The following is a 15,813-nucleotide window of genomic DNA, read 5'->3' on the forward strand; positions in this document are numbered from 1 at the left end:
GGAGCGGACGGGACGAACTGCGACGGCCGGGTGGTCTAGACCTGCCGGGCTGCGGGTTTACCCTTGATACATGACTGTTTTTCCCACGCCGGGACCCGCTGCGAGGCTGCATCATGCCGTCTTCTAACGCGTCCGCGATGGTTGGCGACATTGATCGGCAGAGCGGCATCCCCATTTACGTCCAGCTGCGTGAAATCCTCCGTGCGCACATCGCTGCGGCCTGCCCGCCGGGTTCGGCGCTGCCGTCTGAACGTGACCTCGCCGAGCGGTTCGGACTCGCCCGGATGACCGTCCGCCAGGCCATCGATGCGCTCGTGGGTGAGGAAGTGATTGAACGCGTCGTGGGGCTGGGCACGTTCGTGCGCAAGCCCAAACTCGACCTCCAGGTCAAACTGACCTCGTACAGCGAGGAGATGCAGCGCCGCGGCATGGTCCCGGCGGCCAAGGTCCTGAGCTTCGAGCAGATCGGCGCCAGCGCCTTCCTGGCCCGCGAGCTGCAACTGGAGGAGGGCACGCCTCTGGTCCGGTTCCGGCGGCTGCTGCTGGCCGACAACGAGCCCATGAGCGTGGACGAGAACTTCATCCCGGCCCACCGGGTGCCGGGCCTGCTGGATGAGGCACCGCCCACGTCCCTCTACAACGTGCTGAGCGAACGCTACGGGCTGGTCATGGAATGGGGCGAGGACATGATCGAGGCGACGGCCGCCTCGCCGTCAACGGCCAGGCTCCTGAACGTGGAGGTCGGCACGCCGCTGCTGAAGATCCAGCGCCATGCTTTTGTGGCCCGCGCGATGGTGGACTACTCCGTGTCCTACTACCGGGCCGACCGGTACAAGCTCTGGGTGCCCCTGCAGCGCCCCGGCGTCCGGCCCACTCGTAACTACGCCTCGGGCTACCGCCCGTAGCCACAGCAGCCAGCCAGATGCAGAAAGGCCCGGTCCCAAGGGGGACCGGGCCTTTCTGCTAGTGCTGCTTGGTGCTGCCTAGTGGCTCAGCGTCTTCTGCGAAGCTGCTGCCTCGACGGCCTCGTGGCTGCCGTGGTGGCCGTGTGCGGCTTCCAACTCGGCGGGAGTGACCGGGGCAACCCGGTCCTCGAAGAACCAGCGGGAGAGCTTGGCGCGGCGGTTTTCCTTGCGGTCCACGACGCCGTGTTCGTTCGGCACCGCGGGAAGCGGGGCCGGTGACTCGAAGCCGACCAGCTTGTAGCGCTTGTACTCGTCCAGCGGGGCGTGAACCTCGATGAACTCACCGTGCGGCAGGCGCACGATGCGTCCGGTTTCACGGCCGTGCAGGGCGATCTCACGGTCCTTGCGCTGGAGCGCCAGGGCGACGCGCTTAGTCACGACGAACGCGATCACCGGGCCGACGAAGAACAGTGCGCGCAGCCAGTAGGTCACATCGTTCAGGGCAACGTTGAAGTGCGTGGCGATGAGGTCCGAGCCTGCGGCGGCCCACATCACGCAGTACCAAACGAAGCCGGCCATGCCGATAGCCGTACGGGTAGGAGCGTTGCGGGGACGGTCCAGGACGTGGTGCTCGCGGTTGTCCTTCGTGATCCAGCGTTCGATCCACGGGTAGGTGAACATCACGGTGAACAGGATGCCGGCCGGGACGAGCGCCGGCAGAAGGACGTTGAAGGTGAAGACGTAGCCGAACCACACCTGCTCGACCTTCCAGTCGCCGATCGTGCCCGGCATCAGGCGCAGGGCGCCGTCAACGAAACCGATGTACCAGTCAGGCTGCGTGCCTGCCGACACCGGTGAAGGGTCGTACGGACCGTAGTTCCAGATCGGGTTGATGGTGAAGAACGCCGCCATGAGGGCGACCACACCGAACACGATGAAGAAGAAGCCACCGGCCTTCGCCGCGTAAACCGGACCCAGGGGGTAGCCGACGACGTTGCCGTCGTTACGGCCGGGGCCGGGGTACTGCGTGTGCTTGTGCACAACCACCATGAAGAGGTGCATCACGATCATCAGCAGGATGAGCGCGGGAACCAGGAGGATGTGCAGCATGTAGAGGCGGCTGATGATCATGGTGCCGGGGAACTCGCCGCCGAAGAGGAAGAACGAGGTGTAGGTGCCGATGACCGGAATGGACTTGATGACGCCGTCGATGATGCGCAGGCCGTTGCCGGAGAGCAGGTCATCGGGGAGCGAGTAGCCGGTGAAGCCTGCAGCCATGGACAGGATGAGCAGGACGCCGCCCACCACCCAGTTCAGCTCGCGGGGCTTGCGGAAAGCGCCGGTGAAGAACACGCGGAGCATGTGCACAGACACGGAGGCGACGAACAGAAGTGCGGACCAGTGGTGTACCTGGCGCATGAACAGACCGCCGCGGACATCGAAGGAGATGTTCAGGGAGGAGCTGTACGCCACGGACATTTCAACGTTCTTCAGCGGCGTGTACGAGCCAGCGTAGTGCGTCTCCGCCATGGACGGATCGAAGAAGAACGTCAGAAACGTGCCCGAGAGGAGCAGGATGACGAAGGAGTACAGTGCCACTTCGCCAAACATGAATGACCAGTGGTCAGGGAAGACCTTCCGGCCAAATTCGCGGAGGATTCCGGAGCCGCCAACACGCTGGTCGACGAAGTCGGTGATGCGGCCGCCTGTAGTCTTGGCGACGAAGACAGGGGCATCAGGCGTTGTTGTTGAGGACATGCTGCTCACGCTCCCAGTAGCTCGGTCCGACGGGTTCATGGAAGTCGCTCGTGGCGACCAGGTAGCCCTCGGCGTCGACTGCGATAGGCAGCTGGGGGAGAGGACGGCTGGCCGGGCCAAAGATAACCTTGCACTGCTGGGTGAGGTCAAAGGTTGACTGGTGGCACGGGCACAGCAGGTGGTGGGTCTGCTGCTCGTACAGGGCAACAGGGCAACCAACATGGGTGCAGATCTTGGAGTACGCGACAATCCCGTTGTAGGCCCAGCTTTCACGGCCGGGGGAAGGGTGGAGCTCGTTCGGGTCCAGGCGCATGAGCAGAACGACGGACTTGGCCTTCTCGTTCAGCTTGCCTTCACTCAGTTCGTTCAGCCCTTCCGGGATGACGTGGAAAGCGGAGCCGATGGTGACGTCCGCGGCCTTGATGGGAGTGCCATCGGGGTCGCGGGCAAGGCGCTTCAGCTTGCCATCCGGGGCCGGAGCCCACAGCGTGTGCGCCAGCGCGAAGTCCGGCCGGGGGCCGAGGTCACCGAAGATGGCGAGGGCCGGCAGGGGCGCGAGTGCGACCGCGCCGAGCAGGGTATTGCGGATCAGCGGCCGGCGCTTGATGCCGGTTTCTTCGACAATGTCATCAACGATGCGGACGGCAGCCTGGCGGTCTTCCTCGGTGCGGATCGCGTGGCGCTCTTCCGAGACCTCGTGGTCCGGCATCAGGGCCTTGGCCCAGTGGACGATGCCGGTGCCGATGCCCAGCATCGCGAACGCGGTGCCGATGCCCAGCAAGGCATTCTGGAGTCGGATCGTGGCGATCGAGGAATCGTTCCCCAGATCGATCGCGAAGTACGACACCAGGAATATCAGGGTGCCAACGACCGAGGTGCCAAACAGAAGGGCTACCTGCCGTTCTGCTTTCTTTGCGGCCCTCGGGTCCGTGTCAGCCAGGCGCAAACGGTGCGGGGGAATTCCAGGATCCTGGAACTTCTCCACCTCATTCTGACCAGCCGTAGCTACGGTGCCCGAGTGGTTCGGACTGCCGTCACTATGGTTGCCCATAATTCGCCTCATCCTTCTCTCGTCTCGGCCTATGCCGAGTTAGGTTTCAATTCAAACTGCTGACGGGTCAGCAGAAAATTCTTACAGGTGCAAGGTCCGCTTAGGAGGTGCGGGATGTGAGCCAGATCGTGAACGCGATGATGACGCCCAACCCGGCGATCCAGACAAAGAGACCTTCGGAAACCGGTCCCAAAGCTCCAAGATCTGCGCCACCGGGCGAGCCATTGGATTCAATCTGCTTCAGGTAGGTGATGATGTCGCGCTTCCCCTCGGGGGAGATGTTCGCGTCATTGAATACCGGCATGTTCTGGGGGCCGGTGACCATGGCTTCGTAGATGTGCTGTCCGGAGACACCCGAGAGCGCCGGGGCGAACTTGCCCCGGGTCAGGGCACCGCCGGCGGCGGCGGCGTTGTGGCACATGGCGCAGTTGGTGCGGAAGAGTTCCCCGCCCTTGGCGGCGTCGCCCTTCTCATCGAGCACACCCGCTTCGGGGACGGCCGGGCCGGGGCCCAGCGAGGCAACGTAAGCAGCGAGCTGCTTGGTCTGTTCCTCGTTGAACTGGTTGGGCTTCTTCTGGGCCTGCGGGCCGTTCATCTGCATGGGCATGCGGCCGGTGCCGACCTGGAAGTCAACAGCGGCGGCGCCGACGCCCACAAGCGACGGTCCGGACTGAGAGCCGCTGGCACCCATGCCGTGGCAGGTTGCGCAGTTGGCGGCGAAGAGCTTGCCGCCTTCCTCTACGTCGCTTGCGCTATAGGTGTTGGTGTCGGCCTTGGCCTGGTTGACGGTGGTGGCAACGGCGTACAGCCCACCCGTGACCAAGAGGCCCATCAGCAGCAGCGCAATTGCTGCCAGTGGGTGACGTCGCTTCTGCGAGAGTGCCTTCACGTGGTGGTTCCTTTATTCGATCCTGCGGTGGCTCCTGGAGCCGCTTCTTGAAATTCTGCCTCTTGTAGAAAAAGAGTCAAGTCAGGGCTACTTGAGGACGTAGATGACCAGGAAGAGGCCAATCCAGACGACGTCCACGAAGTGCCAGTAGTACGAGGTGACAATCGCCGAGGTTGCTTCAAAGTGGCCGAACTTCTTCGCGGCGAAGGAGCGGCCCAAGATGAGCAGGAAGGCAATCAGGCCGCCGATGACGTGCAGGCCGTGGAAGCCTGTCGTTATATAGAAGGCGGAACCGTAGGCGTTGGAGGACAGCGAGACGTGCTCGGATACGAGCATGGAGTACTCGGTCGTCTGACCGGCAACGAAGAAGGCACCCATGAGGAACGTGAGGATGAACCATCCGTTCATCCCCCAGCGGGTGAAGCTGAAGACTCCGCCGGTCCGGCGCGGCTGGAGCCGCTCCGCAGCGAAGACGCCCATCTGGCAAGTAAAGGAACTTGCCACAAGGACGATCGTGTTAACGAGCGCAAAGGGGAAGTTGAGCTTGGCTGTCTCTTCAGCCCACATCAGTCCGGAGGTCGAACGGAGTGTGAAGTACATGGCGAAGAGACCGGCGAAGAACATCAACTCACTGGACAGCCACACAACGGTTCCAACAGAAACCATGTTCGGGCGGTTCAGCGTCGGGTGCGCCGGGGTACTGGGGGCATGGGTCGCAGATGTCACATAGACATTATGTCTATAAAAGTCCGTCCTGCCCAACGCAAACCGCCATTTCGGAGGACTTTTTCTACAAAGACGCGAATTCGCGCGGAAAAGTTCCCGGAGGGGTTCACATTGGTCTTTGCGGGGCCGACCTCGATAGCATCGGGAGGTGACTTCTCAGGCATCCGCACAGGCGGCAGGCAACACCTGGCCGCGGCTCATCAACGCACTCATCGGCGGCGCGGACCTCACCGCCGGGAGCACCGAATGGGCCATGAACTCGATCATGTCGGGCGAGGCCACGCCGGTCCAGGTGGCCGGTTTCCTCGTGGCCCTGCGGTCCAAGGGCGAGACCGTTGATGAGGTTGCCGGCCTCGTGGAAGCCATGGTGGCCAACGCCAACCCCATTGACATAGCCGGCGAGAAGCTGGACATCGTCGGCACCGGCGGCGATCAGCAGAACACTGTCAACATCTCGACGATGGCCGCGCTGATCTGTGCCGGCGCCGGCGCGAAGGTGGTCAAGCACGGCAACCGGGCGTCGTCGTCGTCGTCGGGATCTGCCGATGTCCTGGAGGCGCTCGGCGTCCGGCTGGATCTGCCGATTGCCCGCGTGGCGCTCAACGCCGAAGAAGCCGGGATCACCTTCTGCTTCGCCCAGGTGTTCCACCCCTCGATGCGGCATGCCGCCGTCGCCCGCCGGGAACTCGGCGTCCCGACCGCGTTCAACTTCCTGGGCCCGATGATCAACCCGGCACATGTCCAGGCTTCGGCCGTGGGGGTCGCCAATGAACGGATGGCCCCCCTCGTGGCCGGCGTGCTGGCCAAGCGGGGGAGCCGGGGCCTGGTGTTCCGCGGCAATGACGGCCTGGATGAACTGACCACCACCGGCCCGTCCCGGGTGTGGGAGATCCGCAACGGCGAGGTTACGGAAGAGACGTTTGACCCGCGGGAACTCGGTATCCGGCAGGCGACGCTGGAGGAGCTGCGCGGCGGCGACGCTGCGGCCAATGCCGCCGTCGTCCGTGCTGTCCTCGCCGGCGCGCCCGGGCCGGCCCGCGATGCGGCGCTGCTCAATGCCGCCGCCGGCCTCGTGGCGTTCGACCTCGACGCCGCCGGTCCTCTCGCGGAGCGCATGGCGGCTGCGCTGAAGCGGGCCGAGGAGTCCATTGAGTCGGGGGCGGCCTCCGCGGTGTTGGACAGGTGGGTCGCGTTGTCACAGGCTGCCTGAGCCGCAAACGTCAGGGGCGGGGCCGGCAGAATCTGCCGGCCCCGCCCCTGACGTTTGCGCTACTTGGTGCCGGCTACTGTTCGAACCCGAGGGCGAAAGCCGCGTCGAGGTCGTGCTGGGAGTAGGCGCGGAAGGCGATCTGTGTGGTGGTGTGCACCACGCCCGGAACCTTGGAGAGTTTGTCCGCGATGACTTCGGCCAGGTCTTCATGCTTGGCGACCCGGGCAATGGCGATCAGGTCCCATTCGCCGGTCACCGAATAGACCTCGCTGATGCCCGTGATGGCGGAGATTTCCTCAGCGGTCTCCGGAATGCGTGAAGCGTCTGTCTTGATCAGGACGAATGCGGTGACCACGTGTGAGCCTTTCCGGATCGGTTGCGCCGTTTGCGGGCCTGTCGGCGGCCCGTGTGCGGGCCCTGCCATCTTCTGCAAGCCTAGTGCATCAGGCCTGCCGGCGGCGTGAACGCAGCCGCCGCACGCCGGCTGCCACAAGGCGGTAACCCATGAGGAACACCCCGAGGCTCAGCAGGGCCACGATGATGAACGGGAGCACCACCGTCTGCCCGGTGACGGCGCGCAGAATCATGCCGACGCCGACTGTTCCGAGCCAGACGCCGACGCCGGCCGGCCACAGCCGCAGGGGGTCGCGCCACAGCCGGAGGACGAGCCATGCGAGTGCCGCGCCTGCCAGGAACGGCCACGCGGTGGCAAAGACGCCCGTGATGATTTCACCCCGCTGGTGCGCGTCGCGGCCAATCGCCGCGAAGAGCAGAATCAGGAAGGCATCGGCGCAGGCGGCCAGGGCCGCCGTCTGCCCGGGCCGGAGGCCGGGTTTGGCGGCGTCGTGGACTGACGGGCGGGGGGCTTGCGGGCTTCGAGAAGGCATACCTACAAGCGTAGCCTTGCCGCTCCGGCGTCGTGGTGTCCGGCCGGTGGCAGCCTCGCCATGCGCAATCAGGCTTACGACGGCGCATAATGCCCGGACGGCGTGGCCCCCGGGCCCCGTGCCGGTCCGCACATATGATCGTGGCATGAGTACCGACGCCGTCCCGGACGCGATCGTCCCGGTGCAGCTGGACCCACAGCTGGACGGCCAGCTGAGCATCAACGACATCCTGCTCGAACTCGGCGAGGCTCCCGTCGTGCATCCCTCGCCTGACGCCGCCAGCGAACGGCACTTCTTCTAGGGGCGCCGTTGTAGCGGAATTTGCTGTCAGCCGTGGTCAGCGCCTTCCGGCAATGGGTCGAGGCGGAGTGAATGCCATTGCCATGCGTCAAGCCTGACGAACAGCCCGTCGGCCAGATCGTCGCCGGCGCGGTCGAAACGCATGTCCCGGGTCGGGTCGGTCAACTGCCACCGGTGTCCCCGCAGGTCCGGCCACGGCGCGCTCACTCGACCTGTTGCGGGCGCATCGCTCAGATTCACGACGATCAGCCACCGGGTGGCGCCGTTCCAGCTCCAGGCGACGAGGTTTTCGAAGCTGTTGTCGCCCGGCCACCCCGCCCGTTCACACAATTGCCAGTGCCCGGCCCGAAGGGTCGGGTCGGCGACAACCGCCAGGAGCCGGCGGTAGAAGGCCGCCAGCTCGTCGTCGGCCGGCTCGGCAGGGAAACGACCGAGGAACACGGGAAGGCGTACCCGCCGCCCCAACAGCTGGCCGTGGTGAATCAGCCGAGCCCCGGTCTGGGTCAGGGCCGCCACCGCTGCCGCCTGTGTCCGGCCGCCCCCGAACGCAGCCGCGGCCCGTGGCTCGTCGTGATTCTCCACGAACCGGACGAGGGCATTCTGATACGTTGGCTCCGCCAGCAGGTGGAGCCGCACCTCCTCGGCACTGCCGCGGAGAAGACGGTCATACAGGCGCTTGTCGTAGCAGTAGTCGAAGCCCTGCTGCATCAGGGACCACTCAAGATCCCAATAGGCTTCGGCGAGGAACACGAAACCCGGGTGGGATTCGCGGACGGCGGTGATCACTGTGGGCCAGTATTCTGCGCTGGGTGCCGGCCCGACCCGGGCACCCCAAGTGCGGGCGAAAACGTCGTTCATGACCAGCATCGCCATGTCGCAACGTACCCCGTCGCACTGATCGGCGATCGATCTGAGCGTCTCCACTGCCGCCGATCGCAGGGCCGGGTCGAAGGCATTGAGCTGAACGACGTCAGGCCACGCCGGGAAGTAGGGGTCCCGTCCGTTGGCGAGCACCCGGCCGCCCACCTCGATGAAGGACGTCGGATCCCGGTCCCGATCCGCGGTAGTTCCCGATACGAAGAGCTCGGGTGTCCCGGTGGTCCACGGATGATCCGGGGCGACATGGTTGGGCACGAAGTCCAGGATCAAGCGGAGACCTCGCGCGGCGAGCGCCTCTCGGGCGGCGGCAAGCCCGGCGGGGCCACCGAGGCGGTCGTCGGCCACATAGTCCCTGATGCAGTACGGCGACCCGACGACGTCCTCGGCACGCCAATCGGGAAGAGCGGCCTGGAAATCGGACCGCAGGGCTGGATTTGCCAGTGCGATCGCGATTCCGGCGGCGCTGCGACGCCAGACTCCCATCAACCAGACCGAATCGAAGCCCAGGCCGGCAATCTCGTCCCAGTGCCGAGGCGGGACGGAGCCAAGATCGATCGGTTTGTTTTCTTCCACGCTGAGTGATTCGAGCCATGCCCATGTGTTGATCTCGTAGATAAAGGGGTGGGCCACCGGTGGCGTCAGGCCCGGTGGCCGGTCCGGCGCTGGCATCTCGTCCATCACAGCTCCCTCGCCGATCGTGACTCTCCTGAGACGGACAGCCGCCCCTCAGTCTTGTTGGACATGGTTTCGGTGGTGCGTTTCCTGCGGTCCTGTCGTGGTGGTGGGGTCCGCGGTGTCCCCGAACACCAGCCGGTGGCTATGGTGGGGCGGGTCCAGAAGGAGGTCCGCGACCAGCGCGGACCACCCGGTCTGGTGCATGGCGCCGAGTCCGGCCCCGTTGTCGCCGTGGAAGTACTCGTAGAACAGCAGGTTGTCCTTCCACGCGGGATCGTTCTGCAACAGGTCCGCGCCACCATAGACCGGTCGGCGTCCGTCCGGCCCGGGGAGCCAGATGCTCACCAGGCGATCGCTGAGGTCACCGGCAATCTCCCGCAGGGTCAGGTGGTGACCGGAACGGGTGGGGTATTCGACGGTGAAGTCGGGACCGAAGAACTGGTCGTACTGCAGCAGCGCCCGGATGATGAGGTAGTTGACCGGCAGCCACACAGGTCCCCGCCAGTTGGAATTGCCGCCGTACATGGCGGTCCGCGATTCGGCTGGTTCGTACTGGATTGCGGCGGTGGGCAGTCCCGGAACCGTGTAGGGCGTGTTGTGGCGCTTGGAGAGCGATCGCAGGCCGTGGGGAGACAGGAATGCCTCCTCGTCGAACAACGTACCGAACAGCCGGGCGAGCTTGTCCATCGGGAGGACCGACAGCAGCGTCCGCCTGGACTCCCCGGAGCCACGGACCTGCCAATCGAGGATCTCGTGCCGCTCGGTCTGTTCCAACCGTCCGGCGAACCGCTTCCGCAGCCGGCGGTTCCGGTCCGTGTCCTGGGTGGGGAGCGCCACCGCGGGCAGTGCCGGGATCAACCCGACGAGGGTCTGCACCCTGATCGGGAAGCTGTTCCCGGAAGGGTCGGTGAGCCGGTCGTAGAAGAAGCCGTCCTCGGTGTCATAGCAGCCTGAATCCTCCAGTGCGTCCATGATCAGTACGGTCTGTTCCAGGAATTTCACCACCATGTCCTCATAGACGTCGTCGTATTCGGCGAGTTTGGTGGCCAGGGTGAGCATGGCCACGGAGTAGTACGCCATCCATGCGGTGCCGTCGGCCTGGTCCAGCTTGAAGCCGGGGGGCAGGTGGGATCGGTCGATTGGGCTGATGTTGTCCAAACCCAAAAAGCCGCCGCCGAACAGGTTGTTCCCGTCGGGGTCCTGCCGGTTGAGCCACCAGGTGAAATTCAGCAGCAGCTTGTTGAACACCCGTTTCAGGAAGTGCAGGTCGGTGCCTCCGTCGATGACGAACACCCGGATGGCGGCCAGCGCATGGACGGGGGGATTCACATCGTCGAAGTTCCACTCGTAAGAGGGCAACGCACCGTTCGGATGCTGGAACCACTCCCGAAGGAGCACCAACAGCTGGTATTTGGCGAACGCGGGATCCAGGTGCGCCCAGGTGATGGAGTGAAACGCCAGATCCCAGGCCGCGAACCACGGGTACTCCCACGGGTCGGGCATGGCAAGCACGTCGAACGAGTCCAGGTGCCGCCACCCCGTGTTCCGGCCGTTACGATGCCCGGCCGGCGGCGCCGGCTGGGTGGGGTCGCCATCCAACCACCGGTTGACCCGATACGGGTACATTTGCTTGCTCCAGATCAGCCCTGCGCAGGACTGGCGCATCACCTGCATCGGTTCGGCACCGATCTCAGCGGGGGCGATCGCTGTGTAGAACTCGTCCGCGTCCTGCTCCCGGGCTGCCATGACGTCATCGAAGTAGGAGTCGGACCAGCCGGCGGGGGGAGTGGCCTGGTCGGGGAACGGCCGGTGCAGCCTCAGCCGCAGCTCGACCCGACCGCCTCCCGGCACGGTCACCTGATACCACCAGGATGCCTTGGTGCCCCGATGTTGCGGATTTACGGTGTCTGCGCCCGAGACCACGTGGTCGTTGATGCCGTCCTTCGGATAGGCGGTGACCGGAGCCGACCCGAACAGGCGGGCTGTGTTCGTCTCGTTGTCACAGAACAACGCCTGTGGCCGGACGCCGTCCTTGGTGGGAGCGGCATCGAGGCGGTAGCCGGACAGTCGCGGGTGTTCGACCGCAACCCCGTCCCCGTCCAGGAACAACGACGGCGCCTCGCCGCCCGAGACCCGCCACGTGTTGCGGAACCACATGGTGGGCAACACCGAAATCGCTGCTTCCTCGGCTGAATGGTTTTCGAGGGTGATCCGGGCAAGTACCTCGGTCGGTGAGGCCTTTGCGTATGCGACGTCCACGGACCAGTACCGGCCCCCGTCGAAGGCGCCGGTATCCAGCAACTCGAACTCGGGTTCGTCCCGGGAACGACGGGCGTTCTCCTCAACCAGCTGCTGATAGGGAAACTCTCCCTGGGGGTAGTGATACCGCCACCGCAGCCATGCATGGCTGGGCAACGCGTCCGGGTACCACCAGTATTCCATGACGTCCTCCCCGTGGTTGCCTTGGGGACCGGTCAGCCCGAACATCCGCTCCTTCAGGATAGGATCGGCCCCGTTCCACAGCGCCAACCCCAAGCACAGGTCATGGTGAATGTCGGACAGCCCCGCCATGCCGTCCTCGTTCCATCGGAACGCACGGGACCGGGCATGATCATGCGGAAAATAATCCCACGCGTCACCACCGTCGCTGTAGTCCTCCCGAACCGTGCCCCAGGCCCGCTCCGACAGGTAAGGCCCCCACTCGTACCAGGGATTCGCCTCGAACAGGACATCCTCCGCCGCACCCGTGGCCTCGGCCAGCCGGGCATGCTCAGCGGTGGCAATTCGAGGTGCCGCTGGCGGCGTCGTGTCGTCGGTCATGAGGTCCTCCCAGGAAGTGGTGACGCCCAAATCTCTCAAGACATGCCCGGACCGCGGCCCAAGACTTGGTCGCCGTCGACCCTCAATGACGCCATCCACCGCGCCGGGTGTGCCCATTTGGGCTGATGCTATCAGGTGCTATCAGGCGGCGTGCCGCCGTCGTTGCTACGGAACTATAATTCATCGTTCGTTCACCTCGTCGAGTCCGGTCCGACTGGACGAGGACCGACGTCGCCCACTGGAGAGACAATGCGATTCATTGACAATGCGGGCCCCGTGCGTAGGCTTGGGGCGAGCTGAGTCGATCGCCTGAGTCGCCCCGGCTTATGAAGGCATCAAGGTCTCTCGAAAGGCGGAGGCAATGGGTTTTTGGGATGCCATATGGCTCATGTTTTCGTTCGTTATGTTCGCCGCGTACCTGATAGTGCTGTTTCTGGTCATCAAGGACATTTTTTCGGATCGTCTGCGCCCCGGGTGGGTAAAGGCCATGTGGATTCTCGCCGTTCTCCTCTTCCCGCTCCTCGGTTGCCTTGCCTACATGTTGTTCTACGGGCAGCAAATGGCCGTACGGGAATCCGTGCGGCAGGACGCAACCCAGAGAGAGGCCAGTGATGACATGGCTGACTACGTTCGTCGGACCGCCAACAGCAACCCCGCCGAACAGATCGCGGCGGCGAAAAGGCTCCTTGATGAAGGCACGATCACCCGCGACGAATTCCAGATGCTCAAGGCCAGGGCCTTGGGATAAATGTCACTTGGGTAATGCCGGATTTCGAGGCGGTTGCGCTCTCCGTGCATAGAGATGGAGCATGGCGGCCCCACCCCGCTCAATACAGGCCTTATGGTCCTAATGGCGAGTGCCAGGGAAGGCTACTTTGGCCCTTAAGGGAATGCCAGCAGGGCTTCCTCGGAACGAAAGGATGGCTCCCGTGGAGCAATTCTGGAACGTCATCTGGCTATTCTTTTGGGGATTTGCCTTCGTCTCGTACCTGTTTGCACTTTTTGCCGTGATCTCCGATATTTTCCGGGACCGCGACCTCAACGGCTGGCTCAAGGCCGTGTGGATACTATTCCTGGTCTTCGTGCCGTTCCTCACCGTTCTTGTCTACCTGATCGCGCGCGGCCGCAGCATGGCGGAACGCCAGGCCAAGAGTGCACGACAGGCGGAAGCCGAAACGACTGAATACATCCGCTCCGTTGCCACGGCTTCCCCCACCCAGGAAATCGCCAAGGCCAAGGAACTCCTCGACGCCGGCACCCTGACCCAAGGCGAGTTCGATGCGCTCAAGGCGAAAGCGTTGAGCCGGGCCTGACCGGCCGTTTGTGTCCTGCCCTCATGGGCTTCATCGTCGCCCGTGCCGTCAGCGGGCCCGGCGGACCGTTGGTGAGTTGCGCCGCGGGGCCCGGTGCGGGCGGCATGACGTGAGCCAGGCGCACGCCGCGCCCCGCAGCGGCTGCGCACAACACCTCGAGAACTGCGTGTCACCCAATGAAAAAGTGGACCGCCGGCATCATCCTAGGCTGCGCACAATTCGTCATGGTGCTGGACAGCACCGTGATGAACGTTTCGATCTCGACAGTCGTGAATGACCTCAACACGACCGTAGCCGCGATGCAGGCTGCCATCACCTTCTATACGCTGACCATGGCCTCACTGATGCTGCTCGGCGCGAAACTCGGCGACGTCTGGGGGAGGAGGCGCGCCTTCGTCATCGGCTCCATCATCTACGCCTGCGGCTCCCTGCTCACCGCACTCAGCCCCAACATCGTGGTCCTCTTCATCGGGTGGTCCGTGATCGAAGGCGTCGGGGCCGTCCTGGTGATACCTGCCATCGCGGCCCTCATCGCCAACAATTACCAGGACCAGGACAGGGTGACAGGGTTCGCGATCATCGGGGCGACCTCGGGGGCCGCCGTCGCACTGGGCCCCCTCATCGGCGGCTACGTCACAACGTACCTGAGCTGGAGGTATGTGTTCGTTGGGGAAGTCGTGGTGATGGCGGCCGTGGTCGTCCTTTCACGCCTTGTGCCCGACACCAGCCGCCCGCAAAGCATCAAAATTGATGGTGTCAGTGTCCTGCTCTCGGCGGCGGGCCTGACCCTGATCGTTTTCGCCATGCTCCAAAGCAAGACGTGGGGCTGGATTTTGCCAAAGCACTCGCCGGAGATCGGCGGCGTTCCCATCAATCCGCTGGGCCTGTCCCTGGTGCCCTACTTGATATTGGCCGGAGGATTCCTGCTGTGGGCCTTCTTTGCCCGGCAGGAAGCACTCATCCGGCGGGGGCGCCCCCCGCTGGTTCACGTCTCGATGTTGTCAATCAAGCAGCTGCGTTCCGGCTTGTCCGTCCTCGCCGCCCAATACATGATCACGGCGGGCCTGTTCTTCATGATTCCGGTGTATTTGCAGATGACCCTTGGACTCAACGCGCTCGATACCGGCATCAAGATCTTTCCGCTCTCGGTTTCGCTGATTCTGTTCTCGGTTGTTGGCACCCGGCTGACGGCCATCTGGTCCCCGCGCCGCATTGTTCGGCTCGGGCAGCTCATCCTGGTGGCGAGCAGTTTCGTGTTGCTCGGATCGGTGTCCCTGGACCTCCGGAGCGTGCTCTTTGCGGTCGGAATGTTCTTCGCGGGAGCCGCCCTGGGGCTGCTTGCATCCCAGATCGGCAACGTGACGATGTCGAGTGTCGGGGTCGAGCGGTCCAGTGAGATCGGCGGCCTCCAGGGGATCTTCCAGAACCTCGGCTCCTCGCTGGGAACGGCCCTCATCGGATCCGTCCTGATCGCGTCGCTCTCAAGCTCGTTCCTGGGTGCTGTGGACAGCAGCGACCTTCCAAGCAACGTGAAGGATCTCGTTGCGGCCCAAACGCAGGCCGGCGTCAACATTGTGCCCGTGTCCACCGTGGACGACATTGCGACGCAGGCGGGCCTTTCACCTGGCGACGCCGCCACGCTCACTACGCTCTACGCCGACTCGCAGGTGTCCTCGCTCAGGGCATCGATGGTGGCCCTGGTATTCATTGGATCGCTTTCACTGCTGTTCTCGAAGAACATCCCCACCGCACTGGTCCGGCGGAAGCCGACGGAGGAATCGGAGACTGATTCCGCGCCATCGGGCGCTGCGTGAGGGCCGCGTTAGCCTGTAGCACTCATCTGGGCGGGGTCGGCTCTGTTCCCGGGCGGCTGTCCCGGTTCTGCTCGTCGGATTCCAGCAGGGCCGCGAGCGCGGCCAAGGCCGGCACGGCGTCTTCGATGGCTTTCTGATAGGTCGACGGCAAACGCTTTAGGGCATGGCCGAGCCGCCGGTCATTGGCTGCCTGCCACGCGCTTAGCACCTCAGTGCCCTGAGGGGTCAGGCTCAGGCTCACGGACCGGCGATCGCCGGGACGGGCCACGCGTTCAACGAGTCCGGACGCCACCATTTGCTGGACCAGGTTGCTCACCGTGTTGGTTGCCAAGCGCTGACGAGCGGCAAGCCCGCTAACGCCCAGGCCCGGTTCGTCGGCCAGCCGCTGGAGGACCTCGACCTGGGCCATGGGCAGTGATTCCCAAGGAAACTCCTGCCGCACGCTCGAGCGCAGGACGCGGCGCAGACGTGTGATGGCGCCGGTCAATGACCACGCGGCGGTGCCGGCCGTCCCCGTTTCCTGTATCGATACATCGGCCATGTCCACGACGCCAGCCTATCCCGAATATTCCCCCTATAGAATAGT

15 protein-coding genes are annotated in these 15,813 nt (G+C 64.4%); 6 read left to right on the top strand and 9 right to left on the bottom strand.

The features are described from left to right. Positions 1 to 113 precede the first annotated feature (113 nt). On the top strand, positions 114 to 905 hold the full coding sequence (locus ACVWZ7_RS21030; protein WP_116767714.1) for a GntR family transcriptional regulator: 792 nt from the start codon (positions 114 to 116) through the stop codon (positions 903 to 905). Between the two features lie 78 nt (positions 906 to 983). On the opposite strand, the gene qcrB is transcribed toward ACVWZ7_RS21030, so the two are convergent. The 4 genes from qcrB to ctaE form a co-directional block, all read right to left on the bottom strand. Continuing rightward, entirely contained in the window at positions 984 to 2,663 is a 1,680-nt protein-coding gene (gene qcrB, locus ACVWZ7_RS21035; RefSeq protein ID WP_456508995.1) for a cytochrome bc1 complex cytochrome b subunit, read from the bottom strand. Beyond that, entirely contained in the window at positions 2,641 to 3,714 is a 1,074-nt protein-coding gene (gene qcrA / locus ACVWZ7_RS21040; RefSeq protein ID WP_344367421.1) for a cytochrome bc1 complex Rieske iron-sulfur subunit, read from the bottom strand. Before qcrA ends, qcrB begins: the two co-directional genes overlap by 23 nt. A gap of 100 nt (positions 3,715 to 3,814) precedes the next feature. After that, positions 3,815 to 4,603, bottom strand: coding sequence for a cytochrome bc1 complex diheme cytochrome c subunit (qcrC, locus tag ACVWZ7_RS21045; protein ID WP_344367420.1), 789 nt, complete (start codon positions 4,601 to 4,603; stop codon positions 3,815 to 3,817). 87 nt (positions 4,604 to 4,690) lie between these two features. Next, the gene (gene ctaE / locus ACVWZ7_RS21050; RefSeq protein WP_202615894.1) at positions 4,691 to 5,329 is read right to left on the bottom strand and encodes an aa3-type cytochrome oxidase subunit III; all 639 of its coding nucleotides are present in this window, start codon (positions 5,327 to 5,329) and stop codon (positions 4,691 to 4,693) included. A gap of 148 nt (positions 5,330 to 5,477) precedes the next feature. Between ctaE and trpD the strand changes: the two genes are divergently transcribed. After that, a complete protein-coding gene (gene trpD / locus ACVWZ7_RS21055) occupies positions 5,478 to 6,539 on the top strand; it encodes an anthranilate phosphoribosyltransferase (protein WP_456508996.1) in 1,062 nt (353 codons plus the stop codon). Positions 6,540 to 6,612: 73 nt separating this feature from the next. Here the strand turns inward: trpD and ACVWZ7_RS21060 are convergent, their stop codons facing one another. Both ACVWZ7_RS21060 and ACVWZ7_RS21065 read right to left on the bottom strand, forming a co-directional pair. Next, positions 6,613 to 6,894 carry an Lrp/AsnC family transcriptional regulator gene (locus ACVWZ7_RS21060; RefSeq protein ID WP_091251634.1) on the bottom strand — a complete coding sequence of 94 codons (282 nt, stop codon included), beginning with the start codon at positions 6,892 to 6,894 and terminating at the stop codon, positions 6,613 to 6,615. A gap of 88 nt (positions 6,895 to 6,982) precedes the next feature. Next, positions 6,983 to 7,426 (bottom strand): DUF3054 domain-containing protein, encoded by a 444-nt coding sequence (locus tag ACVWZ7_RS21065; protein ID WP_456508997.1) that lies wholly within the window; start codon positions 7,424 to 7,426, stop codon positions 6,983 to 6,985. Positions 7,427 to 7,571: 145 nt separating this feature from the next. Between ACVWZ7_RS21065 and ACVWZ7_RS21070 the strand changes: the two genes are divergently transcribed. Next, on the top strand, positions 7,572 to 7,727 hold the full coding sequence (locus tag ACVWZ7_RS21070) for a hypothetical protein (RefSeq protein WP_161958273.1): 156 nt from the start codon (positions 7,572 to 7,574) through the stop codon (positions 7,725 to 7,727). A gap of 26 nt (positions 7,728 to 7,753) precedes the next feature. On the opposite strand, the gene ACVWZ7_RS21075 is transcribed toward ACVWZ7_RS21070, so the two are convergent. Together ACVWZ7_RS21075 and ACVWZ7_RS21080 are read right to left on the bottom strand one after the other, a co-directional pair. Further along, a complete protein-coding gene (locus ACVWZ7_RS21075; protein ID WP_456508998.1) occupies positions 7,754 to 9,283 on the bottom strand; it encodes a hypothetical protein in 1,530 nt (509 codons plus the stop codon). 48 nt (positions 9,284 to 9,331) lie between these two features. Next, entirely contained in the window at positions 9,332 to 12,100 is a 2,769-nt protein-coding gene (locus tag ACVWZ7_RS21080) for an MGH1-like glycoside hydrolase domain-containing protein (protein ID WP_456508999.1), read from the bottom strand. A gap of 361 nt (positions 12,101 to 12,461) precedes the next feature. Between ACVWZ7_RS21080 and ACVWZ7_RS21085 the strand changes: the two genes are divergently transcribed. The 3 genes from ACVWZ7_RS21085 (at position 12,462) to ACVWZ7_RS21095 (ending at position 15,227) form a co-directional block, all read left to right on the top strand. Continuing rightward, entirely contained in the window at positions 12,462 to 12,848 is a 387-nt protein-coding gene (locus tag ACVWZ7_RS21085) for an SHOCT domain-containing protein (protein WP_116768736.1), read from the top strand. A gap of 172 nt (positions 12,849 to 13,020) precedes the next feature. Continuing rightward, entirely contained in the window at positions 13,021 to 13,413 is a 393-nt protein-coding gene (locus ACVWZ7_RS21090; protein ID WP_116768737.1) for an SHOCT domain-containing protein, read from the top strand. 176 nt (positions 13,414 to 13,589) lie between these two features. Beyond that, the gene (locus ACVWZ7_RS21095) at positions 13,590 to 15,227 is read left to right on the top strand and encodes an MFS transporter (protein ID WP_116768738.1); all 1,638 of its coding nucleotides are present in this window, start codon (positions 13,590 to 13,592) and stop codon (positions 15,225 to 15,227) included. A 22-nt stretch (positions 15,228 to 15,249) separates the two neighbouring features. Here ACVWZ7_RS21095 and ACVWZ7_RS21100 read toward each other — a convergent pair whose 3' ends face one another. After that, entirely contained in the window at positions 15,250 to 15,768 is a 519-nt protein-coding gene (locus tag ACVWZ7_RS21100; RefSeq protein ID WP_456509163.1) for a MarR family winged helix-turn-helix transcriptional regulator, read from the bottom strand. Positions 15,769 to 15,813 lie beyond the last annotated feature (45 nt).

The sequence above is a fragment of the Arthrobacter sp. TE12232 genome, assembly GCF_054062615.1.

Excerpts from the sequence above, each read along its gene's own strand:
- ACVWZ7_RS21070 (WP_161958273.1), top strand. The coding sequence starts at position 7,572 with ATGAGTACCGACGCCGTCCCGGACGCGATCGTCCCGGTGCAGCTGGAC.
- ACVWZ7_RS21100 (WP_456509163.1), bottom strand. The coding sequence starts at position 15,768 with ATGGCCGATGTATCGATACAGGAAACGGGGACGGCCGGCACCGCCGCG.
- ACVWZ7_RS21075 (WP_456508998.1), bottom strand. The coding sequence starts at position 9,283 with ATGGACGAGATGCCAGCGCCGGACCGGCCACCGGGCCTGACGCCACCG.
- qcrA (WP_344367421.1), bottom strand. The coding sequence starts at position 3,714 with ATGGGCAACCATAGTGACGGCAGTCCGAACCACTCGGGCACCGTAGCT.
- ACVWZ7_RS21095 (WP_116768738.1), top strand. The coding sequence starts at position 13,590 with ATGAAAAAGTGGACCGCCGGCATCATCCTAGGCTGCGCACAATTCGTC.
- ACVWZ7_RS21080 (WP_456508999.1), bottom strand. The coding sequence starts at position 12,100 with ATGACCGACGACACGACGCCGCCAGCGGCACCTCGAATTGCCACCGCT.
- ACVWZ7_RS21085 (WP_116768736.1), top strand. The coding sequence starts at position 12,462 with ATGGGTTTTTGGGATGCCATATGGCTCATGTTTTCGTTCGTTATGTTC.
- qcrB (WP_456508995.1), bottom strand. The coding sequence starts at position 2,663 with ATGTCCTCAACAACAACGCCTGATGCCCCTGTCTTCGTCGCCAAGACT.
- ACVWZ7_RS21090 (WP_116768737.1), top strand. The coding sequence starts at position 13,021 with ATGGCTCCCGTGGAGCAATTCTGGAACGTCATCTGGCTATTCTTTTGG.
- ACVWZ7_RS21030 (WP_116767714.1), top strand. The coding sequence starts at position 114 with ATGCCGTCTTCTAACGCGTCCGCGATGGTTGGCGACATTGATCGGCAG.
- ACVWZ7_RS21065 (WP_456508997.1), bottom strand. The coding sequence starts at position 7,426 with ATGCCTTCTCGAAGCCCGCAAGCCCCCCGCCCGTCAGTCCACGACGCC.